A 23,427-nucleotide genomic window follows, 5' to 3' on the forward strand; every position below is an offset into this window, starting at 1 on the left:
ATGTTTTTTAGCGTTTCTTCAATTGTGCGACAAGACGCTCGAATGATTCATTGACGTCTTTCGGGGCTTCCTTGTCTCCATATTCCGCTGCCTCTAACCATTCAGCATATAAGGTGTGGTTCGTGAACTCAATTCGTTGTAACCAGTCAGATACCGTCTCTTCACGGAGACGTGGTTGCACTTGTTCGAGTTTCCGTCCCGTTTCGAGAAGCTGAATCTGTCTTGGGGAACGAACGATTCGTTTATCTGAGAGCGTCGGGTGATGAATACTCTTTGGAATCATCCCGTCTTCCTGGATGTCTTTTCGCTTCTGTAAATAGAAGAACAAACCGACACCAATCAACAAGGTGACAACAAAGATACCGATGAAAAAGAGTGACTCATTCGAAGCGGACTGGAGTAATGTCTCCTGTGACACTGTCTCCGCATCGATGTTTGGGTTATCTGGCACGAGGAAGCGGTTCACACGGTCATTCGGATCGAGTGTGATGCCGTCGAACCAGCTGCCGATCCATAAGAAGAAAGGACTGATCCAGGCGATGACATTCCCAAACAACAGCTCTTTGATCGTACGGATGATGAGGGAGACGGCTAACCCGATTCCTAGCCCGAGAGCAAGCATCGTCACCATGCGCTTATAGTCACGACGATAGTAAAGGTTCCGCTGCCAGATCAAAAAGATGAACGGAAAGAGCACCATCGCGAGCGGCTGGGTCGCCGGTGGGAATAACCAGTCGACCACTAAGAACAGGACACTCGCCATCGCGTAACGGTCCGTCCAATCCAACGTTCGGATAAATGCATGCACGTACGTGAAGACCAAAAGCAAAATGCTCATTTCGTATGAGAAGTACAGGGCACCGATCGAAAGGACCGTCTGCACGATAAGTTGTGTGTTCCGAGAGAGACGTAGCGTCAATAAAAAGAGGAGCGGAAACACGTGACCGATATAAAATGCCGCGAAGACCCACCATAGCCATCTCATTGACCGTCACCCCCTAACCGTAAAATCGATTGATTCCCGCTATACTTGGCGACTTTTCGTTCGAACAAGGAGCGTGCCAATGGAAAATCGCTCTCCGACAGACAGGCGAACGTCGTCATGATCTTACGGAAATGCACCTCGCCGCTTCCAGGCGGTAGGTCGTATGTGATCCCATCTTTCGTAAGCGTCGGGACGATGAGACCGTAACTCGCGTTCTCTTTCTCGAAATCACGGCAGAGGGCTGCCGCTTGAGAGATGAGTCGCTCCATCTGATAGGTGAGGGCTCGTCCGTCTTTCGTCAACAAATCAAGGACGATCACATACTCATTCGCTTGGACCGGTTGCTCTGTGCGGGCAAGCAGTTCCCCTGTCTTTGCATAAGCGGACCAGTACAACTGTCGCATCGGTTGCCCGTGATACGGGGTAACCGACTGGAACGTTTCCGGATCACGATAGGCGCTATGTCGGACCATCTCTTCACCAGGGAGGGTAGGTGGCCGTTTCGGGATCGGATACGGTGAAAACTCTGGGAACACATAACCGATTCGGGGAAGTGTGTCTTCCTTGTATAGAGAGAACATACGAAGCGGGTCACGAATTTCCATCCCGATTGCCTCAAGACGGATGGGGCCGCGCTTCTTGGCATGGAGCGGGATGGTAAAGTCGACGGTTGCATTCGTCTCGACAAAGTTCTCCTGGCGCCAAAACGCGTGACCTTCCGACTCGACGGTCGGATGTAAATAACCGGATAGACGTACGACTCCGAGTGGTACTTTTGCAGTGGATATGAGTTTTAACACGTAGACGGCGTCGTCGTTCGGGAATAGTTTTAACTCCTCGGTGAGGTCGACATGCACATGCTCCGCTAACCGAAACATGAAAGCTGGCATGACCAAGGCATAGAGACTGAAGCCGATCAATAGGCTCGCGATCAAGACATTCCCATATAGCGCAGTGAAGACCCCGACGACAAACAAGAGCCACATGTATCCGGATTCGAGATAGCGTGGGCTGACTAACTGCATCTTACACCTCTGATGGGACCGGGATGGTCTCGAGTACAGATTTGATGAGCTTCGTCGGTTTCGTCTTCAAGGAAGCTTCGACCGTCAAGACGATTCGATGTCCTAGGATCGGAAGAGCGAGCGCTCGGATGTCTTCTGGTGAAACGAAGTCTCGTCCTTCCATATAGGCATGTGCCCGAGCCGCCATCGTATAGGCAAGGGTCGCTCGCGGACTCGGACCCACCTCGATATCCCGGTGGTGACGGAGTGACTCCATCAAATCGAGGAGATAGTCCTCCATCGCCTCATGGAACTTCACGTCGCGTACTTCTTGTTGCATCTTCAACAGCTCGTCACGTTGAAGCGAGAATGGCTCTGTCGACAGATGCTCATTTCGAATCAAACGACGCTCTGAATCTCGTGACAGGGGCGCAAGTGTCAATTTGAACAGGAATCGATCCAATTGTGCTTGTGGAAGCGGAAATGTCCCTTGCCCATCGAACGGGTTTTGTGTGGCAATCATAAAGAACGGTTCCGGTAATTGAAGTGACACTTCCCCGAGCGTCACTTGACGTTCTTGCATCGCCTCAAGTAAGGCCGATTGCGTACGCGGTGTCGTCCGATTGATTTCATCGACGAGAAGGATAGAAGTAAAGATAGGTCCTGTCCGACGTTCGAACGCCCCCGTTGTCGGATTGAACAATTCCATTCCTAAAATGTCACTTGGTAATGTATCCGGTGTACATTGGACACGCTGAAACGTTGCCGATACGGAACTCGCGAGACTTCGGGCGAGAGTCGTTTTTCCTGTTCCTGGACGATCTTCCAGTAACACGTGTCCTCCTGATAATAATGCGATCGAAGCAAGTTTGATTGCTTTTGATTGCCCGATGACTTGATCATTTAAATGTGAAACCCATGGATGCACCATTCAAAATCCCCCTATATTTTTCTGATAATTAAGAAAATCATAGCATAATCGACGATTGAGGTGTGCGGAAAATCCGACGATAATCTAAAAAAGACCGACCGGCATCAGCCAGTCAGTCATCGTTTTGGAGAATCTAAATATCGTTCGAAATGACGTTCGAGCCACTCTTGGAAAAACGACATGAACGTACAAATCGCCCAGTAAATCAATGCCACGACGATATAGACCGTCATATAATCAAACTCACGACCCCCGACGATTTTTGCTTTATTGAAGATCTCCGGGACAGTGATCATCGCCGCAAGAGAACTCGCTTTGATCAAATCGAGAAAGACGTTCGAGAGCGGGGGAAGGGCGATCCGTGTCGCCTGAGGTAGGACGACACCTTTGAGCGTCAACCATTTCCCCATCCCGAGCGAACGGGCCGCTTCCACCTGTCCGTCATCAACTGCACGGATTGACGAGCGGATAATCTCGGCGATATAGGCGGCAGAGTTCAAACTAAACCCGAGAATGGCTGCCGTCAATGCGGCAAACTCAATGCCGATGAACGGGAATCCCGAATAGAGGATGAACAAGATGATCAGAATGGGCACACCACGCATGAACGAGATATAAAATGTCGATGGATAGCGAAGGAGTCGCGTCGGAGACAACTTCCCAAGCGCCAATATCAGACCGAGCACAAGACCGAAAAACATGCTCGTAAAGGAAATCCAAAGCGTGTTCGGTAATCCGCCTAACAGATAAGGGAACGACTCGATGGCTAGGTCTACGTCAAAGATGGCGTCCCATTTGATGTCTGAGAACGTCATATCATTTCCTTATTTCGTCTCGACGATTGTCGCGTCCACATCAGGTTCAACCGAGACGTCGGCCCCGTTGTAGAATTGCTCTGACAACTCTTTGACCGTACCGTCCTCGAGCATCTCTTCTAATACACGGTCGATATTTTCTTGAAGCTCGTCGTTTTCGTTATCTATCAAGAATGCGACTTCTTGCGGGTTATAAGCGATATCAGGGTGAATCGTGATATCAAACTCTGGGAAGAAGGCGAGAGCAAGCGTTTGAAGATAGTAATCGTTCAAGATGACATCGGTACGTCCTGTCGAGACATCACGCAAGTACTGGTCGTTCGTCGCGTTGTCATAGATGACTTCTTCAGCTCCGTATTGACGTGCCACATCCATGAAGACGGTCGTCGCTTCACCAGCGGCTTTTTTGCCTTTCAAATCTTCAAGCGATTCAATGCCTGAAAGGTCGCTCTTCCGAACGATGGCTGTTCCGTATGTGTACTTATACGGTTTCGAGAAAGCAAACTTTTCCTTGCGGTCTTCGGTGACCGAGATATCGTTTGCCGCGATGTCGATTTGACCGTTTTGAACGCTTGTCAACATGTTGTCAAATGCCATTTCTTTGAACTCGACTTCAAGCTCGAGGCGCTTTGCGATCTCTTTCATGAGTTCCACGTCAAAACCTGTCAACGTATCACTCTCTTCTTCACGGAAAGAAGCGGGGTAGAGCGTACCAGCCGTTCCGACTGTCAACGTTCCTTCTTCTTGAATTTCTTCCCAACGTGTCGTATCTGCTTGATTCGTGCTATCATCACCACAAGCGGCAAGTGGGATTGCTAAAAACAATGTTGCTGCCAAACCTTTTGTTGTTCGTTTCACAAGAATTCCTCCTTAGATGCTTCATCTGTCTAAAAATAGCATGACTTCAGCGGTCTAGCAACTGTGAGTTACAGATTGAACAGCTTTAAGATATAATTGAAACGTTTATTCATAAAGCGCTATCATTCCGTTGAATGCGAAATTCATTTCTATAATACAGATATCATTAATTAATGAAACAGGTTTTCAACTGACATAACAACTAGGTTAATCGAAATGAACAAATGGAAATAATCCTATTATAAGAAGAGGTGGAACGGATGAGTCGTATTCAACTAAATGTACTAAATGAGTCACATATCAATCAAGTGAATGACGCGAATGACCCATTTCCAATCATCGGTCGAATCATCCCAAGTTATATGAACGGAGAATGGACATATGTAGAAGAACTTTATGATAACAGAAAGGAAATATCATTCCCAGACGATCAGATTGATTGGCGACATTATATGGAACAAGACAATCGTATCGTATATTTAGCGATGGACAATGATGAATGTGTCGGGCAAATCCGGCTCGTGAAGGATTGGAATCGATTTGCATACATAGAAAATATTGCGGTCAGAAAGACACACCGTAAACTAGGGATTGGACGAATGCTACTTGTGACGGCAGAAAGATGGGCTAAAGAGAGAGACTTGACTGGATTATCTCTTGAGGCACAGAACGATAACTTGATTGCATGTCGCTTTTATAGAAAAGAGGGATTTCAGCTCGGAGGAGTCGATACAATGAAACAATACGCGAATCCACAGATTGATTTGACCTTGTATTGGTACAAGATTTTCGAAGAAGGGGGCAATTATAAATAGAGTATGTTCATACTCTTTTTTTATTAGTTTACATAACATATATTATCAGTAAAAATAAAGTCTCATCTCATTATCTTAGTATACTTATGATAGTGAGATGAGATTGAAATTTAAGATGAGTGTGTATATCGAATTAATGTGACACCGGGTTCTGGTTCAAATTCAGTACTTCGCTCAAATCCGAGTTTCGTATATAGACGCTTGGCGGGCCCGTTATGTTTGCCCGTATGCACGTATACGAGCTGTCCTTTATGAATACTCAACACGTGCTCAAGTAGCGTTGTCGCCAGTCTCGCCCGAAAATATGTCGGATCAATACAAAGTTTTGTGATCTCCACCGTGTTTTCGGATGCTTCAATGGTGACAAATCCAATCAACCGCTCCTCGACATACAATCCATAGCTCGTACCTGGCAAGTTTTGAATGACATCAATCGTCTCATATCGTGCCGGAATCTCGTCAAATCCGAGCAATTCCGCTTCAACAGCATATGCATTCCGCTGAATCTCGAGCATCTGCTGGGCCTGTTCGAATTGATGGATCGGGATTTCTTTTAATTGCATCGTCTCACCCCTCCATTATCGAGTAAACTTCCTTGCCTGTTTGCGTTTCGCCCGCTTCAGTGCCAAATAGAGACGATGTGTCCCTTTAAGTGGCGGACCATGCCCGACAAAGGTCAAGAATGGTGACAAATCAATCAATCGCTCCGCACTCCCTACAGCAACGGATCGGTTCCATGTCGCAAGACCAGGCATCGGGAACAACGGACGGACGTCCCCCGCCACTGCGGCCCCTCCTTGCGACTGAAAAGCGTCTCCAGCGAATAACACCCGATTCGTTTCATCGTAAAATGCAATTGATCCTGGTGTATGACCACTTGCTGCAAGAACACGTAGACCGAATAGCCGCTCCCCGGGATCTAACAACGTATCTGGTGTAGAACGAATCGTCGGCAAGGAACCCCGTATCTTGTGCTCTTCTTCCTCATCTAGTGAACGGTCTCCAGATAGTAAGCGGGCATCACGCCGGGAGATGAACAGTTCTGCGAGTGGATGCTCCGCTTTGATGGCATCTACCCCGCCGACATGGTCTCCGTGGGCATGCGTCAATAAAATGGCAAGGAGCGGTTTGTCGAGTTCTTCAATATACGCCAGAATATGTGCCGCATTCCGTTTTAGCGCCGTGTCGATCAAGACGAGCCCGAGTTCATGTTCGATCAGCTGGACGTTGATCGGAAGAACGGGAGCGTAAAAGGTTAGTTGGTGGATATGTCCGTATCGTCTCACTTTCATCAAAAAATCCTCCTAATCGAATAAGGTGGTCCAGTCATCTTCTTGCCAGTGCGCGTCGAAGCACATATGAATCTGTTCGAGCGTGTTTCGGGCAAGGGAGAGCTCTGGTAAATGGTCGCGTTCAAAGAATCCGACATCCGTCGTCTCTACGCCGGCAGCGCCTTCCCCGTCACCGATCAATGCACACTCGATGAAGAGTTTGTAATAGTGCTCAGAAAGTGGCGGGTGTGGATGTTCGTGCATATCAAATAAGGCGAGTAACCGCACCGGAATGACATCCAAGCCGGCCTCTTCTTCGACTTCTTTGATGATATTCGCAGCAGGAGAACGGTTCACCTCACAGAAACCACCTGGTAGTGTCCATAACCCGTCCGACCGCTCCTTGACGAGTAACAATCGGTCCCCTTTGAAGACAACGCCCCGTACATCGAGCTTCGGTGTCGGATACCCTTGAACATGGACCAATTGAGAGACGGCCTCGTTCGGTAAGTCCGAATGTCGTTCATACATCTCTTTTGCAATCTCTTGGAGTTCTTCATATCGTTCTCGGTCATATTGATCACGTGTGAACGTCAGACCGGCCTGAGACAGCGCCTGAATCCGTTTCGCCCACGTCAGCCATTGAGACATATAGATCCCCCTATCATTTGTCCTACATGTTTCTTTCGGCAAATCAATCCGATCCTCCTTTTTAGATTTATATTCCCCGAAGACTCGGATAAGTCACGTATACTGTAAGAAAACAGAGGAGAGGTGCAGCATGAATCGTTATGAACTGACTCATTTCCAAGAAACTTTGTTACATTATTCAGAACCCGACTTACGTTATAAATGCTCCCCTACGATTTGGTCAATTGGTCAGATGTACGATCATATCATGTTGGTCGCGAATGAGTATTTAGATGAAGTCGACCGTTGTCTTCAAGAAGACGGCCAACTCGGTGGAGAGAAGACATCATTTGGGAAAAAGTTGTTTCGAGAAGGTGAATTTCCTCCAATTAAAATCGAACTCCCTCCCGAGATGAACCAACCTCCGAACAATACCGATACGAATGAGCAGTTACTGGAGCGAATGACCACCTTGATTTCAAGGATGGATGCGTTATTAACCCGTCTAGGCGACGCCACAGACGATTGGAAGACCTTTCACGGTGGATTCGGCTGGTTGAACGCGAGAGAGTGGTTCGAGCTTGTCGAGATGCATACACGGCATCACCGTCGACAGCAACAAGAACTAGAAGGATGGCTAACACAAAAAGACCTGTGAGCGGCGATTATGCCGAACGACAGGTCTTTTCTTTAATCGAGATATACGTCCTCGATCTCACCGAATGAATCTTCGTCGAAGACGAACGATCCGTTGGCATAGCGATCAAGTAGCGTGAGTGTTTTTGTCTTCACTTGTTTTGCTTTCTCTTTTCCAACGATATGCAATGTCTCATCCCCATGTACAGGGAGCACACGACGGATTTGGTGCGGTTTTGATTTGACCTCACGAATGAGCATCGTTCCGCGAAGGTTTCGGTTCGTGCAATCGAACTGGTCTTCAAGTTTCATCTTCTTGACCGCTCCTCGCTGCGTCACGAGGACGAATAACGGTGGCGTAAAGAACGAGAAGGCATCGGCGACGACGTCACCATCTTTCAAGTTCATCGCTTTCACACCGGCTGCCCGCTGTCCGACGACCGGGACGTCATCTTCTTTGAACCAGAGGCCGTATCCACGCTCGGAGACGAGGAACAATTGCCCAGGACCGTCACTGATCCCTGCGAAGACGACCTCATCGTCACCTTTTAGCTTCAAGGCCATGAGCGGCTTCGACTTCCGCTGCGCGTCATAGTCGCGTAACGACGTACGCTTGACCATGCCGTCTTTCGTCACGAAGAGGCAATGGGCATCTGTCTCGAACGTCGAGACGACGTCTGCCGAGATGACCTGTTCCCCTTCGATCGGGACGAGGTTGGCAACGTGCTGACCGGCATCCTTCCACTTCGATTCAGGGATCTGATGGATTGGGATGAGGAGGTAGCTCCCTTTGTTCGTCCAGACGAGCAAGTGGTCTGTCGTCATCGCTTGTGTCATGAGGAGAGGACGGTCTTTATCCTTCATCTCCGGTAAGACGTCACTTGAGGCGCCGTATGAGCGCATCGAGGCACGTTTAACATATCCGTCACGGCTGACGAAGACCATCGTCTCCTCGACGGCGATCATGACTTCCGTCTTCAGCTTCAATTCTTCGACTTCCGACTCGATGACCGAGCGACGGTCATCCCCGAACTCATCACGTAGCGCCGTGAGTTCTTTCACAATCAACTTTCGTTTCGTCGCATCCACGTCAAGAATGTTCGAGAGGCGAGCGATCTCTTTTTGGAGCGCCTTCGCTTCTTTTTGCAACTCGACGATGTCCGTGTTCGTGAGTCGATACAATTGGAGCATGACGACCGCTTCGGCCTGGCGTTCCGTGAATGAGAACCGCTCCATCAGTTTCTTCTTCGCGTCCGCTTTATCTTTTGCGGAACGGATCAATTCGAGCGTCTCATCGAGGACCGAGATGGCTTGCTCCAAGGCATCGACGATTTCAGCTCGTTTTTTCGCCTGTTCGAGTTCAAACGTTGTGCGACGTGTCACTACTTCTTCGACGTGCTTCAAATAGGCGTCGATGATTGGGATGATGCCCATCTGTTTTGGTGTCCGGTTCACGATGGAGACCATATTGTAGTTATAGGCGAGCTGCAGGTCCGTATGCTTCAAGAAGAAGTGAAGGACACCTTCCGCGTCTGCCTCTTTCTTCAATTCGATGACGACACGAAGGCCGGTCCGGTCTGTCTCGTCACGGACTTCCGCGACACCTTCGACCTTTTTGTCGAGACGGAGCTCTTCCATCTTTTTGACGAGGTTCGCCTTGTTCACTTCATAGGGGAGTTCTGTGATCGTGATTTGTTCACGGCCGCCTTTTAGCTGCTCAATCTCTGATTTCGCGCGGATGATGACCTTACCCTTGCCGGTCTCGAACGCCTTCAGGATGCCTTCTTTCCCCATGACCGTTCCTCCGGTCGGGAAGTCAGGTCCTGTGACATACTCGAGGGCGTCTTTAGCCGTATCGACCTGACCTTTCAAGCGTGCGATGGCGAGGTTGAGCACTTCCGTCAAGTTATGCGGCGGGATTTCTGTCGCATAACCCGCTGAGATCCCTGTCGTCCCGTTCATGAGCAAGTTCGGGAGGAGTGACGGCAAGACGAGCGGCTCCTCCGTCGAATCATCAAAGTTCGGCGTATAGTCGACCGTATTCTTCGCGATCGACGTCAGCATGACCCCAGCAATCTTCGAGAGACGCGCTTCCGTATAACGCATGGCCGCTGCCGGGTCACCGTCCATCGACCCGTTGTTCCCATGCATGTCGATGAGCGGATAGCGTAGCTTCCAGTCCTGAGAGAGACGTACCATCGCCTCATAGACGGACGAGTCACCGTGCGGGTGATAGTTCCCGATGACGTTCCCGACCGTCTTCGCAGACTTTCGGTACGGCTTGTCGTTCGTATTCCCCTCATGGTGCATCGCATAAAGGATACGACGTTGTACGGGCTTTAGCCCGTCGCGTGCGTCCGGCAAGGCACGGTCTTGAATGATATATTTTGAATAACGCCCGAACCGGTCACCGACGACCTGTTCGAGAGATAAGTTTAAAATGTGTTGAATCGTAGACATCGTTACATCACTTCCTCAATCGCTTTAGTCACATGTTCATTGGCGATGATCGAATCATCTTCCTGGAGTCCGAAGGCGACGTTCTCCTCGATCCACTCACGGCGATGCGTGACGTTGTCGCCCATCAAGACCGAGACACGCTTGTCCGCGACGGCCGCGTCGTCCACCGTGACACGGATGAGCGTACGGGTATCCGGATTCATCGTCGTCTCCCATAACTGGTCCGCGTTCATCTCACCGAGACCTTTATAGCGCTGGAGGATATAGCCTTTCTTATACACTTTGACCAACTTCTCGAGCGCCTCTTCGTCCCATGCGTAGTCGAACTGCTCGGACTTGCCTTTCCCTTTTGAGATGCGATAGAGCGGTGGCAAGGCGACGAACACACGGCCCGCCTCAACGAGCGGTCGCATATAACGGAAGAAGAACGTGAGAAGGAGCACTTGGATATGCGCACCATCTGTATCGGCATCCGTCATGATGATGATCTTGTCGAAGTTACAGTCATCCAAATCGAAATCATGACCGACTCCGGCACCGATCGCGTGGATGATCGTATTGATTTCTTCATTCTTCATGATGTCCTGGAGTTTTGACTTCTCGGAGTTGATGACCTTCCCGCGTAACGGAAGGATGGCTTGGAACGTCCGGTCACGCCCTTGTTTGGCGGAACCGCCGGCCGAGTCACCCTCGACGAGGAACAGTTCGTTCTTCGCGGCATTCTTCGATGTCGCCGGCGTCAATTTCCCGTTCAAGATGCTCGAACGTTTCTTCTTCTTACCGTTCCGTGCCTCTTCACGTGCTTTTCGTGCCGCCTCACGCGCCTGAGCCGCGCGAATCGCCTTTTTGATTAGCATCGTGGCCATCTGTGGGTTCTCTTCTAGGAAGATCGTCAGTTGCTTCGCCATGACGCTATCCGCACTCGCGCGCGCCTCTGGAGAGCCGAGTTTCGACTTCGTTTGGCCCTCGAACTGGAGGAATTCTTCAGGGATTCGGACCGAGACGATGAGCGTGAGTCCCTCACGGACGTCGCCGCCGTCTAGGTTCTTGTCCTTCTCTTTGAGCAATCCGTTCTTACGCGCATATTCATTCATGATCCGGGTCATCGCCGTCTTTGCGCCGACCTCATGCGTCCCACCGTCACGCGTACGGACGTTGTTGACGAAAGAAAGGACGTTCTCAGAATAGGCGTCTGTGAACTGGAATGCGAGCTCGATCTCAATCTCGTTCTCTGTCCCTTCGAAGTAGACGATCGGGTGAAGCGTCGCCTTATCGTCATTTAAATATTGAACGAATTCAGCGATCCCATCCTCGTAATGGAACGTCTCTTGTTTATCGGTACGCTCGTCCGTCAGCGTAATCGTCAATCCTTTTAATAGGAAAGCCGATTCACGAAGGCGTTCGGCGAGCGTGTCATAGTTATACGTTGTCGTCGAGAAGATGGTTGCATCCGGTTTAAAATAGACGCTCGTCCCGGTCTGGCGCGTCTTGCCCGTCTCAAGGAGTGTCGTCTGTGGGACACCGCCGTCCGCGAATGTCTGCTCGAACACTTTCCCGTCACGATGGATGGTCACGACGACCTTGCTCGAGAGTGCGTTGACGACCGAGGCACCAACACCATGGAGACCGCCCGACGTCTTATAACCGCCTTGCCCGAACTTTCCACCAGCATGGAGAACGGTAAAAATGACTTCAGGTGTCGGTTTTCCAGAGGCGTGCATCCCTGTCGGCATCCCACGTCCGTGGTCACGGACCGTGATCGCATCGTCCTTATGAATCGTCACATCGATTTGACCACCGAACCCGGCGAGCGCCTCATCGATCGCATTGTCGACGATCTCATACACGAGATGGTGAAGCCCGCGATGGTCGGTTGACCCGATGTACATCCCCGGTCGTTTTCGTACGGCCGTGAGTCCTTCGAGCACCTGGATGGCGTCTTCATTGTAATTAAATAGATCTGTTGACATAGCAGTCACCTCAATTTCGAACACACGTTCGTTTTTCTTTCCTATTGTATAGCTGTTCATCGATTCTGGCAAGCCTCCCTTGTCAGCCGTTGCTGAAAAAAAGGAGACCTACCAAGGAGGTAGGTCTTATCCGAGTAGACGAGCATGCTCCACGTACAGGCAGCGGTTCTCGATGTAATCGAGCCCGGCATCGCGTGCAATTTGCTCCGCCTCTGAACTTGAGAGGCCAAGCTGGTTGAAGACGAGCCCGACATCCCCATGTCGTACCGCATCTTCCGCGACACCTGCTAAAAACTCACTGCGACGGAACACGTCGACGATATCGATTCTACCCGGGATGCTCTCGACGGACGGATATGCCTTGCGACCGTTCCACTCTTCGAGCATCGGGTTGACAGGGATGACGGTATACCCGACACGAAGTAAGTACTCCGCAATCTGGTTGGCCGTCTTGTTCGGGTTGTCGGACACGCCGACGACCGCGATGGTCTTCGCTTCAGACAAAAGTTGCTTCAAACGCTGATCATCCATCCAAAATCCCCCTTTGGTTTACGTTTACAGTGTAACGTTACCTGACTTGCCGTTTCAAGTCCTATTTTCATCATAAGGTATAATGGTTCAACATTACAATTTCAAGACAAATCAATATGGTTTACATAACAAATTATTGTCTACCATTTATTTTGCGATAAAACTTATTGGTCGATTAACCACTCGATTCAGAAACAATCATGTAACTCACAAACATTGCGTGAAATATCTATTTCACGCAATGATAAGGACGTGTTATAAGGTCTTTTCATGGATGATTTTGATGACTTTTATATAAAAAGAAGCGTTCTTTCGCTATACTGAATGAGAGGAGGTGTGAGATGGGAACAATTTATGATGCCCGTCGCGGAACGCTGTATAATGAACGCATCATGTTTTATGGCAACCTCATCGCCTGGTTCGTTCATATCTTGTTTTGTCTGTTATTCTGGCGATTGGATGTAACCTCCTTGTTCATCTCTAATGGAGTGAGCGTCCTATATTACACGATTTCATTTTATTTTGTACATAAACGATGGTACGGCATTTTCTTTACCGGGCTGTTCATCGAAGTCGTGTATAACGCAATCATCTCGACCATCATTCTCGGTTGGGATGTCAACATGCATTACTTCATACTCATGATGGCCTATGGCGTCTTTTTCATGCCGAGCGTGACAAAAGGGCAACGAATCTTTACGACTACTCTCGCAATGGTGATTTATAGCATCCTCTTCGTCAATGTGTCAGACGGAATGGTGACTTTACCGCAACATATTGAACAGGCACTCGGGCTCTTTTGTATCCTTTCGACGGTCATGATGATCGCCGGTCTTTCTTTCATCTTTGAATCGGCCGTCGTCGAGGTGACGGATGAACTCGAGCGATCGAACGAGCAATTGCAAGTTCTCGCTTCGACAGACGGATTGACAGGGCTACTGAATCGAAAAATCGGGCACGAACGCGTCTCGGAATCAATCGAGCAGGCTAGTCTCGACGGCATCTCTTATGCCATTGCGCTATGTGACATCGACGGATTCAAGTCGTTCAATGAGACATATGGCCACGATTGGGAGACCGTGTCATTCAACAAGTCGCATCCATCCTGTCTTCAGTTGACGGGCTTGCCGTACGCTGGGGTGGTGAAGAGTTTTTGCTCTTCTATACAAACTCGTCTGGTGACGTTTACGCCATAACGGAACAGTTGCGACATCAAATCGCATCCACACGTTTGGAATACGAAGGTGAACAACTCCATATCACGATGACATTCGGACTTGCCGTACGTAAACAGTTCGATACGCTAGAGGAGATCGTGAAAGAGGCAGATGATTATCTGCGAGAAGGAAAACAAAATGGAAAGAATCAAGTTAGATACGTAAGAAAAGGAGGGGTTCAATGAGTATCTTCCGTCAACTCGGACAACGGCCGACAACAACGAACTTGAAGCGATTTGAGCTGAACGGATTGCACCGATTACCTGTGTTCATCCAACAGTTCTTCCACCACTTAGCGGCTAAGCACTACTCCAAACAGACCGCTCAACGCTATGTCTATGATGTATTGGATTTCTTCCGTTGGGTCGAACACGTGAGCGGGACTGAGTTAGAACCCGAGACAATTGATTTGGCGGCATTTACGGAAATCGATCACGCGGGTGCAGAAGCATATGCGACTTATCTCGCCCTTGAGCTCGAGAACGCCCCGAGTGTCATCAATCGAAAACTCTCCACGTTACAATCACTCTTTAATTATTTGATTGAGACAAATCAGGCCACGATCAATCCATTCCAGGCCGTGGAGCGCCCGAAGCGAGGCAAACGGAACCCGATCTATTTGACAGAGTCAGAGTGGCTCGACTTCTCGACGCTTGTCCGCAGCAATGTCGGGATGACGAACCGTGAGGCGAGCTGGTATGAGGCAAATCGTGAACGTGACTTCTTGATCATCCAACTTCTCGGACTGACGGGTATGCGCGTGTCGGAACTCGTCGGACTCAATTGGACCGATATTAACTTCGAGACTGAGACCATCCGTGTCATCGGTAAAGGGAACAAGGAACGCCTCATCCCGATAGCAGGTCCTCTTCAGCCCCTGCTCATCGAATACCGTCAATTGTCACGTGAAGGTGCGTTATTTCAGAATGAAAAAGGGAAACGAATCGCCGTTCGTACGGTTCAACACGTGTTAAAAGGCCATATCGATCGATTGAAACCATATCTCCCTTTCTTGTCATATAAACAAGTGACACCCCATAAGCTTCGCCACACGTTTGCTACACGACTGGCGATGAGCGGAATCGATGTATTGACGATTCAACAACTGCTTGGTCATGAATCGGTGGCCACGACACAAGTGTATGCCCATATTGGTGACGAGCGTAAAAAACACGCGATATCAGGTTTACAATAATATGTTATGTCAACTATATATCCAAATATAAACACCACCTAATAAATGGGTGGTGTTTATATTTATGTGCTCGACATGGACAGGATTAATATGGCATCATCGATGACCATATAATAGGCATTTTCATATGCAATGCGTTCCTCTGTCTCTAAATCGAAAATGACGACGCCGCTCGTAAGACCCTCCGTATACTCATGCACGAGATAACGACGACCGATCACGCGTTCGAACGGTTCCACATCGATATAACGTGCCCCAGTCGCGATATCAATGACTTCCGTATGCATGTCACTCTCATCTACCTTAATAAAGATTGTCGAACTGACATCGTCATACGTGAAGTCGAGCGGTTCATATGCACCCCAGTCGACAACCGATACTTCGTGTAACACGTCAGGTGCCGTCAAATCATAGATGACTTCTTCGTTCAAAGAGTCGACGAACGAAGAAAATCGAAGGGTACCTTCGTTCTCTCCAAGGTATTGTACCGTATCGCCTTCCCCTTGCAATCGGAGAACATCATCGAATGGCAATTCATCCCGCTGATCCCAGATTGCCTCGATCGCCTCCTCGAGCGGACAGATGAGTAGCGCCTCAGAATGGTCAATCGGGTCGTCCGGAGAGACTCGTCCATTGTCGAGTGCATCATAGTAGTCAAATTCATCGAGTCTGGCGTTACAGACGATATAAGCGATACCCGCGAATGTCGTCGTGAACAAATACAGCTCACGGAATCGTTCCGTCTTCCCGACTAGACGCTCGTCCCGAATGCGCTCACGCTGACCGGTCACCCGATCATACAACCATGCCTCATCAGACGAATCAAACGCCGTCAAAAAGAGGAAGTAACGATGGTCGAGTACCCAGAATAGCGTGCTATTCCCTCTCTTCTCAAATGTCGTTACAATTTCTTCTTTCCCTGCTTTATAAGAGAACGCGATCAACTCTGTCTTGATGATTCCCTCGCCGTCTGGGATCTCGCTTAAGAAGTACACGACGTCCCCATCCACGAAGAGTTTCGAATAGCCATAGTCTTCATAGGGACGACGGTTCAACTGGGTAATCATCCCGTCCTCTTCATCAAAACGATAGAGGGAGAAAGTCGTCTCATCTTTCTTTTCCCGATAGTAGACCGATGATGATGTGACAGCAATCAAATCCTCATGGTCGATCGGCATGGCACGTGCGTCCACAATTCTCATAAAGCACCTCTTTCATGTCCAGATTCAGCAGGTTCGACAGTGACAAGGCCCGGTGGTCGTTTCGGGAACGTGATACGGAGATGGGCATATTCAATCACATTCTGGTGTGGATGATTCTTATCGATCCAACGAATACGCTGTTGATTCGCCAGAGCATGACCGATTTTCTCTTCCATCTGAAATTTTGAGATGTCCCGATATGCGACTTCTTGGATATACGTCTCTTCATCGGTCTCGAACTGTTGCCAAATCCCCATAATCAGTTGGCCAAGTGCTGAGACCCGTCGTTCCGGTAACGTGATCGTTCCTAGCGTCTGACTCACTTCCTTGAGACATTCGTTAGGGTCATCCGATACCGCAAACAATCGCTTCGCCGTATTGTTCATAACGCGATAGCGACGCTTCCCGCTCTCGAGTCTGAGTACTTGCGCATAAGGCTCGACCGGCACGCCGTGAAAGAACGTCTCTGTACCACCCCATGCGAATCCGAACGAAGGGTCGAACTTTCGAATCGTCTGCATGAACGACATCATGAAGTCCTCAACTTCTCTCCGCTCGAGTCGGAGCCATTCGGCAAGAGCGAGTGTGCCTTTGTGTTTTGAGATGCGGTCGACCGGAAAAAAGAGTTCACCGTCTGCCAGACGATGAGGCTTTAACTCGACGCCATCCGCCCGATAATCGGTCGATGGTCTCCCCCCCCTACCTGCGTAAATGACCCATTCTTCATCTGTACTCTCGATGGCATACGCCTGGTGGGCCCACGGTGGGGTGACATATAAGGCCGGATATTCCTCGAATGTTTCAAGATGGATATAGGAGCGGTCATTCCATAGGTGAGCGACGAGCCGGACGACCTCGCCCGTCTCAGAATCTTTCGGGGCGATATAGTTCCCGGTATCACCGATGAACGTCAGCACATGGAATCCATATCCGTTGTATAAATGACGTACGATTCGTTCGAACACGGCTGTCACCATCCGCTCGAATAAGGGATGGTCCTCGTTTCGGTCAAGAGTCGGCGAATCGACCGCACACATGAGCCAGCCCATCCGCTCATACAATCGGACACGGAGCGGATAAGAAATCAACGGAGAAGAGCTCGCATGAATCTCAGTCAAGCGAATATTGGACATGTTTTCGACTTGCAAGGTGAATCCACTGCGCCTTAACTGTTCCTCCATTTTTTTCTTCCAATTGATCGTCTCCATCCCATCCACTCACTTTCTCTCATCATCTCATTGTGAATTTTTCCCGATTCTCGTTTTACACAAACGCTTTTCGCTTCATTTGCGCGCTGAGACGTTGGATTGCCTCGTCTAGCAATTCGCGACGCGTCCCGATATTCATCCGTTCAAACGCTTCACCTTGAGGACCGAACGGAGTACCCGGTGACAAGAAGATTCGAACGTCTTGATGTAGCCAAGACTTTCTCTCCTCTGCAGACATCGGGAGCTCCGAAAAGTCGATCCACAATAAATAGCTCGCCTCAGGACGCGCCGTACGGAGCATCGGTAGATAGGTTTCAATCGAGTCGATGACCTCGCTCATTTGTTGCTCGAGTTCTTCACGTAACTGATCGAGCCATTGCTCCGCACGTTTGTCTGTATAGGCCGCGATGATGGCTGTATTCGCAAACGGAGTCGGGAGGACGTGATGTTTGTTCTGTACTTTCGTGATCTGTTTCCGCCATTCATCAACCGGACAGATGATGTAAGATGCAAATAAACCTGCGATATTAAACGCTTTTGAGGGCGCACTTACCGTGATGACACGGGGGTCGAGTGAGCCGATTGCAGTATGTTTGTGAGAAGGGAACGTCAAATCCGCATGAATCTCATCTGCGACGACGATGACATCATATTGATTTGCAAGCTCGACGACCTTTTCCAGTTCTGCTCTCGTCCAGACACGTCCGACCGGATTATGCGGAGAACAGAGCAAGAAGAGCTTCGCTTGTTTCATCGCTTCCTCCAAGGCGACAAAGTCCATCTCATAGCGTCCATCGTTCTCATTCAATGGCGCATCGAACACCTGTCGCTTCGAACCGATGACGAGTTCATGGAAAGGTGGGTAGACGGGTGACTGAATGACAACACCATCCCCGACTTCCGTTAGCGCCTCGACGATATGTGTCAATGCGGGAACGACCCCACTTGAGAACAAGACATGTTTCGGGTCAACATCTAAATCGTGACGTCGTCCATACCAAGACCGAACCGCTTCCTGCGCTTCAGGCGCGAACAAGGTATAGCCGAATTCTCCTTGAGCGGCCTTGTTGGCGAGTGCCTCCGAAATAGACGGTGCTGTACGGATATCGATGTCGGCCACCCAGAGCGGCAAGACCTCTTCTGACAGATGGAACCAACGCTCCAACCCATCCCACTTCACTGAGTTCGTACCAGTACGTTCAAGTTGTTGTTGTAAAATTGATTTCATGTTCATCCCTCCTCCTCTTACTGTATCAAAGTTGATTCGACTGCGTGCCAAAAAAGCATGGCAGTTTCTTGCCGACTTCGTTATACTCAATCGAGATATAGTGAGGAGGTAATGTATGAACGTCAACATCGTCAGACATAAACGAAGAAAAAAAGCCGCATTTTATGTCACACCAAATGGCATCGAGCTACGTATCCCAGCACGTTTGTCAAAACGAGTCGTCGATCGCATTTTAGAAGAGCACGACTCATGGATTCGTCATACATGGCACAATCTTCCGGAACAGACGTCTGTTCTTGATGAGGGGCTCGTCTTTCATGGAAAAAGCTATCCGACCAAAAAAGATGATGGCACGACACTCAGACATGACGGTTCCTCATTTTTCGTACCGGGGACATGGGACGAAAGCACCCTGTCTAAACATTATGAGGCATGGCTATGCGAACGCGCACTTGAATATGTGACCGAGCGGGCACCGACTTACGAAAGAATCTTAGGCGTGAAAGCGAAAAAGATTCGGATCGGTCACCAAAAGACACGTTGGGGGTCATGTAGTTCAAATGGGACCATCTCCATCAACGTCCGCCTCATGCTCGCACCAAAAGAAATGATGGACTACGTCATCGCTCACGAATGGGTGCATCTCGTCCACTTCGACCATTCTGCCTCATTTTGGAACACGTTACGTACCGTATATCCAAAAACAGATCAAGCGAAAGCTTGGTTGAAGCAGAACGGTCATACATTACAACTCAAAAAAACCGACTGACCCATCACAGGGTCAATCGGTTCACAGGTTAGAAGTGAACGTGTCGGCCGTATCATGTAACTCGGCTGCTGCCTGCTCGAACGCATGGAATCGATCCATGGTCTGTTCCATCGTCTTTGCACTCAACTGAATTTCTTGATTGGATGCGGTGACACCTTCTACAATTTTTCGTAGTTCAAAGTTCATCCCTTCCGTATTTGAATTGACGTCGACGACCGCACGTTCAACCATACGGGAGAGATTCCGCACTTCCGTCGCCACGACATTAAATCCAAGTCCATGTTCACCGGCGCGAGCGGCTTCGATGGCGGCATTCAGGGACAATAGATTTGTTTGTGCGGCAATCTCTTTGATGGACAGTGCGATTTTCGCGATATCATCTGCTTGACGACGCAAGTTCTGAAGGGCATCGAGGTTGTCCGCTGCATCTTTAGCAAGCCGTTCAATCGTCTCATTCAATACTTTCGTATCTTGCATACCCGTCTTCGCCCGTTCATCGAGCACATCGGTCATCGATTTGAAGCGATACGCATAATCCTCAATCACCTGTTGCCGCTTCGTGATATCCGATGCGATTTTGACGACACCGACGACATCATCTCCTTCAAAGATTGGCATATACGTCGCCTCGAGCCAAATGGTTTCCCCTTTTGCATTCTCTCGCTCCACTTTATCCGAGAAACTGAATCCGCTCCAAAGTTTCTCCCAAAATGCCGAATACTCTGGACTATTGACAAAGGAAGAAGGGCAGAACAAATGGTGTTGCATGCCAACCATCTCTTCGCGTCTATATTTCATCGCTTTTGCGAACGTATCGTTCACATCGACGACCCGGCGTTGACGATCAAATCGAATCATCGCCATGTTCGTCTCGATGGACCGGAATACGTCATCTGAATGGATCATTTTCTGGTTCAATGTACTCATTAAAGATAGCAACCTTTCTTCTTCGTAGGATATTCGTACTAAATCGTGAACCTCAGTGTAACGTATTGAGAAGCAATCCATTGCATCCTTTTTGTATAGAAGGTCAATATCTTGAGTTTGAAGTATTTACCAAATGAAAAGACGCCAATTGGCGCCTTCACTCTTTCAAATCGGGAAAATAGCTGAAGAACGTTTCTGCACCCTTACTCGACAATTTGAACGTCTGATTTCGCTTTGGATCGGTTAAGTACACATCCACCTTTTTCGAGCGTCTCTGAAAGCTTAATTGAAACTCCTGACCGACCCACCCGTCGATGATCGTAAGCAGCGAATACTCCTCTATCTCCCCTTCTCGCTTGACCGACTCTGCCTCATCGATTGCATCCATCAAATCAGACATGTCGATTCCAGCAGCCCGCAGCACGTTCGGGTAATCAATCGTTGCCTTTCCGTTCAAAGGAGTCTTATGGACGAACACGAACGGACCACTTGGTACGGCGGGATTCGATTCTATGTCCGCTTCGATCGATTCATTCGTCGCAAATTCGTGGTCCGTGTAGGTGAGACGAACATCTTTCGTCACATGTTTGCCATCCTCAATAAAAGAGAACGTGTAAACCGGTGTCTCGACACCTGGTTCGAGCGATTCTGCTTGCAGTACCCGCTCGACTTTGAGCCCTTCAAATTGCTTTGGTTGCGAATAATCATCTTTTGTTATAAGGACAATCGGGTCATAAGAAAGTAACCCACCTTCCGACTTAGCGAAAAAGTAAGCCTCTTTGGATTGTTCGTCGTAGCCGAGTGCGATTGTCATGCTTCCCATTTGCGCGTGATAAGGTTCAATGATTGAGAGCGGAAAGATCCCTTCGTCCTCTCCGATGGTTAAATGGATACTTCCATTCAAGGAAGGGGTCACTTGAATCATCGTTTCGTCAATGAGATTGACGGGATCCTCGAAAACATCGGAATAATCGCTTTCCTTCAAACTCTCTTCTTGTTCCGGAGTTCCATTTGCAATTGTCGGGTTACTTGGGATGGTGACACCTTCAGAAGTCTGTACAAACGAAGGGAACTTCTCAACAAGTCCGACTCTCATCTTTGGAGAAAAGCCGTCCTGACAAATGACATAATTCTGTTCGCCTTTTACATACGTCACTAGCTTATAGGCATGTGCATCGTAGTCGGAAATAATGGCTTTTCGGTTCAAAACATACGAATGATAGACCGTGACGTCCTCATTGATTTGGGGAACCGGGTCATCGGTGCATGCAAGGAGTAAATCGCTCGCCCACGTCTCAGGACCAGTAGTAAAGCTGTTCGAGTTCATGTCTCGTACATCCCATTGTGAGGGCATATGGTCCAGTTTGACGACCTTTACCTCTTCACCACCACAACCCGATAAAATTCCAACTGTACATAACGTGAATAATAGTCGTTTCATCATGATTTTTCGTACTCCGGGAAAATATCCAAGAACACTTCCGCCCCTTTACTAGATAATTTAAATGTCTGCTCGCGAAGCGGATCTGTCAGATAGATGTCGATTTTTTTTGACCGCTGTTTATAGCTGATTTCAAATTCTTGCCCTTTCCATCCATCCATCAACGTCAAGTATCGATAGTCTGCAGGCTCACCTTTGCGGCTGACCGGTTCTGCCTCCTTCAATACTTCCATAAATTGTTCAGATTCTTCCGTCGAGATTTCAATAAAATCAGGATAAGCGAGCTCATTTCCATCAAACGGTTTCCGGTGTGAGACGACTCTTGGACCATCTTCTTGGGACGGCATCCACTCTTCATACATCGAATCGGGTTCTTCGCCTTCTTTCAGCAACGTACCTTCAACAAAGCGAACCGTCATCGTTTCAGTCACGGGTTCGCCATCCCGCATGTAATGGAACGTATATATGGGAATCGCTTCTCCTTCTTTTAGCTCTCCAGTTTCGACGATGGTGTCGACGCTTAACTTATCAAAGGCCTTTTGTTCTCTTGACGCAGGGTCTTCTAGTTCTTCAAACTGTAATGGTTGAAAAACAAAGCGTTCATTAAGTGCGAAAAGAATGTAAGGCTGAGATGTTTTTCGATCGAGTCCAATGGCGATTTGTCGAAGCGGCATCTCGATTCCAGTCGGTCCAAACTGGGCAAGAGGGTGTCTCGTCGCTTTACCATCCAGTTCTAGTTCAATTTCTCCGAATAGTGCCGGTTCAATTTCAAGTAACGTATCTCGGAACGGAATGATGTCGATTTCATCGATGTTCAGTTCGTCTGTTTTCATTAGCTTGTCCTTTGAGGATGATGATGTTTGATGAAGGTTAGGTAATCGGGGGACGCTGATTCCTTCAGAAGTATTCACGAAGTCCGGGAACTCATCAATCGCCTCCGCCATCAATTGATTCGTATAATCTTCGCGACAGACGACATATCGCTCGTCACCTTCTAAATAGGTAACTATCTTCATCGAGTACGGATCAACGGATGAAACTCCAGCTCTCCCTGCAATCACCGTTTGATACGTGGTAATCTCCCCTTTCAACTCTGTCACCCGTTCGCCCTCACACGCCTCGAGCACTTCTCGCACCTCATGGATTTTAAAAATTTCTCCTTCTTTCGTATAACTCTCGAGATTCCATTGATTTTCTATGTAATCTAGTTGAATGACTTCTATGTCAGATGCTCCACATGCGCTTAACATGAAAGCGCCAAGCAACATCGCCATACCACGTTTGAACATCCAATCCCTCCACTCATGCTTCTATCCAATTTTACCATTATCTAA

21 protein-coding genes and 1 pseudogene are annotated in these 23,427 nt (G+C 48.7%); 5 read left to right on the forward strand and 17 right to left on the reverse strand.

The genetic code is table 11. The annotated features are described in order from the left end of the window. Positions 1 to 7: 7 nt before the first annotated feature. The 5 genes from PQI28_RS08935 to PQI28_RS08955 form a co-directional block, all read right to left on the reverse strand. Positions 8 to 985, reverse strand: coding sequence for a hypothetical protein (locus tag PQI28_RS08935; protein WP_339963063.1), 978 nt, complete (start codon positions 983 to 985; stop codon positions 8 to 10). Then, positions 982 to 2,010 (reverse strand): DUF58 domain-containing protein, encoded by a 1,029-nt coding sequence (locus PQI28_RS08940; protein WP_074034458.1) that lies wholly within the window; start codon positions 2,008 to 2,010, stop codon positions 982 to 984. The genes PQI28_RS08935 and PQI28_RS08940 overlap by 4 nt, the downstream gene beginning before the upstream one ends. 1 nt (position 2,011) lies before the next feature. After that, positions 2,012 to 2,920, reverse strand: coding sequence for an AAA family ATPase (locus tag PQI28_RS08945; RefSeq protein ID WP_214692405.1), 909 nt, complete (start codon positions 2,918 to 2,920; stop codon positions 2,012 to 2,014). A gap of 116 nt (positions 2,921 to 3,036) precedes the next feature. Beyond that, complete coding sequence (locus PQI28_RS08950; RefSeq protein ID WP_214692406.1) at positions 3,037 to 3,735, reverse strand: amino acid ABC transporter permease; 699 nt, start codon at positions 3,733 to 3,735, stop codon at positions 3,037 to 3,039. Between the two features lie 9 nt (positions 3,736 to 3,744). Next, the gene (locus PQI28_RS08955; RefSeq protein ID WP_339963064.1) at positions 3,745 to 4,593 is read right to left on the reverse strand and encodes a transporter substrate-binding domain-containing protein; all 849 of its coding nucleotides are present in this window, start codon (positions 4,591 to 4,593) and stop codon (positions 3,745 to 3,747) included. Positions 4,594 to 4,853: 260 nt separating this feature from the next. On the opposite strand from PQI28_RS08955, the gene PQI28_RS08960 reads away from it, so the two are divergent. Further along, positions 4,854 to 5,408, forward strand: coding sequence for a GNAT family N-acetyltransferase (locus tag PQI28_RS08960; RefSeq protein WP_339963065.1), 555 nt, complete (start codon positions 4,854 to 4,856; stop codon positions 5,406 to 5,408). 110 nt (positions 5,409 to 5,518) lie between these two features. On the opposite strand, the gene PQI28_RS08965 is transcribed toward PQI28_RS08960, so the two are convergent. The 3 genes from PQI28_RS08965 to PQI28_RS08975 are packed head-to-tail and all read right to left on the reverse strand — an operon-like array spanning position 5,519 to position 7,330. Next, positions 5,519 to 5,971, reverse strand: a complete 453-nt coding sequence (locus tag PQI28_RS08965; protein ID WP_214874400.1) for a GNAT family N-acetyltransferase — start codon at positions 5,969 to 5,971, stop codon at positions 5,519 to 5,521. Between the two features lie 15 nt (positions 5,972 to 5,986). Beyond that, positions 5,987 to 6,700, reverse strand: a complete 714-nt coding sequence (locus PQI28_RS08970; protein ID WP_339963066.1) for an MBL fold metallo-hydrolase — start codon at positions 6,698 to 6,700, stop codon at positions 5,987 to 5,989. A 12-nt stretch (positions 6,701 to 6,712) separates the two neighbouring features. Then, a complete protein-coding gene (locus tag PQI28_RS08975; protein WP_339963067.1) occupies positions 6,713 to 7,330 on the reverse strand; it encodes an NUDIX hydrolase in 618 nt (205 codons plus the stop codon). Between the two features lie 130 nt (positions 7,331 to 7,460). Between PQI28_RS08975 and PQI28_RS08980 the strand changes: the two genes are divergently transcribed. Then, a complete protein-coding gene (locus PQI28_RS08980; RefSeq protein WP_339963068.1) occupies positions 7,461 to 7,967 on the forward strand; it encodes a DinB family protein in 507 nt (168 codons plus the stop codon). Between the two features lie 32 nt (positions 7,968 to 7,999). On the opposite strand, the gene parC is transcribed toward PQI28_RS08980, so the two are convergent. The 3 genes from parC to PQI28_RS08995 form a co-directional block, all read right to left on the reverse strand. Beyond that, the gene (gene parC / locus PQI28_RS08985) at positions 8,000 to 10,405 is read right to left on the reverse strand and encodes a DNA topoisomerase IV subunit A (RefSeq protein WP_339963069.1); all 2,406 of its coding nucleotides are present in this window, start codon (positions 10,403 to 10,405) and stop codon (positions 8,000 to 8,002) included. A gap of 2 nt (positions 10,406 to 10,407) precedes the next feature. Further along, a complete protein-coding gene (gene parE / locus PQI28_RS08990; protein WP_339963070.1) occupies positions 10,408 to 12,375 on the reverse strand; it encodes a DNA topoisomerase IV subunit B in 1,968 nt (655 codons plus the stop codon). A 126-nt stretch (positions 12,376 to 12,501) separates the two neighbouring features. Next, positions 12,502 to 12,906, reverse strand: coding sequence for a CoA-binding protein (locus PQI28_RS08995; RefSeq protein ID WP_271304779.1), 405 nt, complete (start codon positions 12,904 to 12,906; stop codon positions 12,502 to 12,504). A gap of 821 nt (positions 12,907 to 13,727) precedes the next feature. Between PQI28_RS08995 and PQI28_RS09000 the strand changes: the two are divergent. Both PQI28_RS09000 and PQI28_RS09005 read left to right on the forward strand, forming a co-directional pair. Continuing rightward, a pseudogene (locus PQI28_RS09000) lies at positions 13,728 to 14,308 on the forward strand (GGDEF domain-containing protein). Next, the gene (locus tag PQI28_RS09005; protein WP_074034446.1) at positions 14,305 to 15,318 is read left to right on the forward strand and encodes a tyrosine-type recombinase/integrase; all 1,014 of its coding nucleotides are present in this window, start codon (positions 14,305 to 14,307) and stop codon (positions 15,316 to 15,318) included. The pseudogene PQI28_RS09000 and the gene PQI28_RS09005 overlap by 4 nt, the downstream one beginning before the upstream one ends. Before the next feature lie 62 nt (positions 15,319 to 15,380). Here PQI28_RS09005 and PQI28_RS09010 read toward each other — a convergent pair whose 3' ends face one another. The 3 genes from PQI28_RS09010 to PQI28_RS09020 are packed head-to-tail and all read right to left on the reverse strand — an operon-like array spanning position 15,381 to position 18,956. Continuing rightward, positions 15,381 to 16,520 carry a hypothetical protein gene (locus tag PQI28_RS09010; RefSeq protein ID WP_339963071.1) on the reverse strand — a complete coding sequence of 380 codons (1,140 nt, stop codon included), beginning with the start codon at positions 16,518 to 16,520 and terminating at the stop codon, positions 15,381 to 15,383. Next, positions 16,517 to 17,728, reverse strand: coding sequence for a hypothetical protein (locus PQI28_RS09015; RefSeq protein WP_339963072.1), 1,212 nt, complete (start codon positions 17,726 to 17,728; stop codon positions 16,517 to 16,519). The genes PQI28_RS09010 and PQI28_RS09015 overlap by 4 nt, the downstream gene beginning before the upstream one ends. Positions 17,729 to 17,783: 55 nt before the next feature. Continuing rightward, positions 17,784 to 18,956, reverse strand: coding sequence for a MalY/PatB family protein (locus PQI28_RS09020; protein WP_339963073.1), 1,173 nt, complete (start codon positions 18,954 to 18,956; stop codon positions 17,784 to 17,786). Between the two features lie 115 nt (positions 18,957 to 19,071). Between PQI28_RS09020 and PQI28_RS09025 the strand changes: the two genes are divergently transcribed. Continuing rightward, positions 19,072 to 19,725 (forward strand): M48 family metallopeptidase, encoded by a 654-nt coding sequence (locus PQI28_RS09025; RefSeq protein WP_339963074.1) that lies wholly within the window; start codon positions 19,072 to 19,074, stop codon positions 19,723 to 19,725. A 21-nt stretch (positions 19,726 to 19,746) separates the two neighbouring features. Here the strand turns inward: PQI28_RS09025 and PQI28_RS09030 are convergent, their stop codons facing one another. From PQI28_RS09030 to PQI28_RS09040, 3 genes are all read right to left on the reverse strand, one after another. Continuing rightward, on the reverse strand, positions 19,747 to 20,652 hold the full coding sequence (locus PQI28_RS09030) for a methyl-accepting chemotaxis protein (RefSeq protein WP_339963075.1): 906 nt from the start codon (positions 20,650 to 20,652) through the stop codon (positions 19,747 to 19,749). A gap of 157 nt (positions 20,653 to 20,809) precedes the next feature. Beyond that, positions 20,810 to 22,096: a hypothetical protein gene (locus tag PQI28_RS09035; RefSeq protein ID WP_339963077.1), complete on the reverse strand. Its 1,287-nt coding sequence runs from the start codon at positions 22,094 to 22,096 to the stop codon at positions 20,810 to 20,812. Next, positions 22,093 to 23,382 carry a hypothetical protein gene (locus PQI28_RS09040; RefSeq protein WP_339963078.1) on the reverse strand — a complete coding sequence of 430 codons (1,290 nt, stop codon included), beginning with the start codon at positions 23,380 to 23,382 and terminating at the stop codon, positions 22,093 to 22,095. The genes PQI28_RS09035 and PQI28_RS09040 overlap by 4 nt, the downstream gene beginning before the upstream one ends. Between the last annotated feature and the right edge of the window lie 45 nt (positions 23,383 to 23,427).

Source organism: Exiguobacterium sp. USCH10 (genome assembly GCF_037619445.1).
In the GTDB taxonomy this organism is placed as follows: Bacteria; Bacillota; Bacilli; order Exiguobacteriales; family Exiguobacteriaceae; genus Exiguobacterium; species Exiguobacterium aestuarii_A.

What these genes read in the sequence shown, in the direction of transcription:
- PQI28_RS09015 (WP_339963072.1), bottom strand. Translation starts at nt 17,728, where the DNA reads ATGGAGACGATCAATTGGAAGAAAAAAATGGAGGAACAGTTAAGGCGC.
- PQI28_RS09035 (WP_339963077.1), bottom strand. Translation starts at nt 22,096, where the DNA reads ATGATGAAACGACTATTATTCACGTTATGTACAGTTGGAATTTTATCG.
- PQI28_RS08965 (WP_214874400.1), bottom strand. Translation starts at nt 5,971, where the DNA reads ATGCAATTAAAAGAAATCCCGATCCATCAATTCGAACAGGCCCAGCAG.
- PQI28_RS08980 (WP_339963068.1), top strand. Translation starts at nt 7,461, where the DNA reads ATGAATCGTTATGAACTGACTCATTTCCAAGAAACTTTGTTACATTAT.
- PQI28_RS08970 (WP_339963066.1), bottom strand. Translation starts at nt 6,700, where the DNA reads ATGAAAGTGAGACGATACGGACATATCCACCAACTAACCTTTTACGCT.
- parC (WP_339963069.1), bottom strand. Translation starts at nt 10,405, where the DNA reads ATGTCTACGATTCAACACATTTTAAACTTATCTCTCGAACAGGTCGTC.
- PQI28_RS09040 (WP_339963078.1), bottom strand. Translation starts at nt 23,382, where the DNA reads ATGTTCAAACGTGGTATGGCGATGTTGCTTGGCGCTTTCATGTTAAGC.
- PQI28_RS08935 (WP_339963063.1), bottom strand. Translation starts at nt 985, where the DNA reads ATGAGATGGCTATGGTGGGTCTTCGCGGCATTTTATATCGGTCACGTG.
- PQI28_RS08995 (WP_271304779.1), bottom strand. Translation starts at nt 12,906, where the DNA reads ATGGATGATCAGCGTTTGAAGCAACTTTTGTCTGAAGCGAAGACCATC.
- PQI28_RS08975 (WP_339963067.1), bottom strand. Translation starts at nt 7,330, where the DNA reads ATGTCTCAATGGCTGACGTGGGCGAAACGGATTCAGGCGCTGTCTCAG.
- PQI28_RS09005 (WP_074034446.1), top strand. Translation starts at nt 14,305, where the DNA reads ATGAGTATCTTCCGTCAACTCGGACAACGGCCGACAACAACGAACTTG.
- PQI28_RS09030 (WP_339963075.1), bottom strand. Translation starts at nt 20,652, where the DNA reads ATGAGTACATTGAACCAGAAAATGATCCATTCAGATGACGTATTCCGG.
- PQI28_RS08950 (WP_214692406.1), bottom strand. Translation starts at nt 3,735, where the DNA reads ATGACGTTCTCAGACATCAAATGGGACGCCATCTTTGACGTAGACCTA.
- PQI28_RS09020 (WP_339963073.1), bottom strand. Translation starts at nt 18,956, where the DNA reads ATGAAATCAATTTTACAACAACAACTTGAACGTACTGGTACGAACTCA.
- PQI28_RS09010 (WP_339963071.1), bottom strand. Translation starts at nt 16,520, where the DNA reads ATGAGAATTGTGGACGCACGTGCCATGCCGATCGACCATGAGGATTTG.
- PQI28_RS08945 (WP_214692405.1), bottom strand. Translation starts at nt 2,920, where the DNA reads ATGGTGCATCCATGGGTTTCACATTTAAATGATCAAGTCATCGGGCAA.
- PQI28_RS08940 (WP_074034458.1), bottom strand. Translation starts at nt 2,010, where the DNA reads ATGCAGTTAGTCAGCCCACGCTATCTCGAATCCGGATACATGTGGCTC.
- PQI28_RS09025 (WP_339963074.1), top strand. Translation starts at nt 19,072, where the DNA reads ATGAACGTCAACATCGTCAGACATAAACGAAGAAAAAAAGCCGCATTT.
- PQI28_RS08960 (WP_339963065.1), top strand. Translation starts at nt 4,854, where the DNA reads ATGAGTCGTATTCAACTAAATGTACTAAATGAGTCACATATCAATCAA.
- parE (WP_339963070.1), bottom strand. Translation starts at nt 12,375, where the DNA reads ATGTCAACAGATCTATTTAATTACAATGAAGACGCCATCCAGGTGCTC.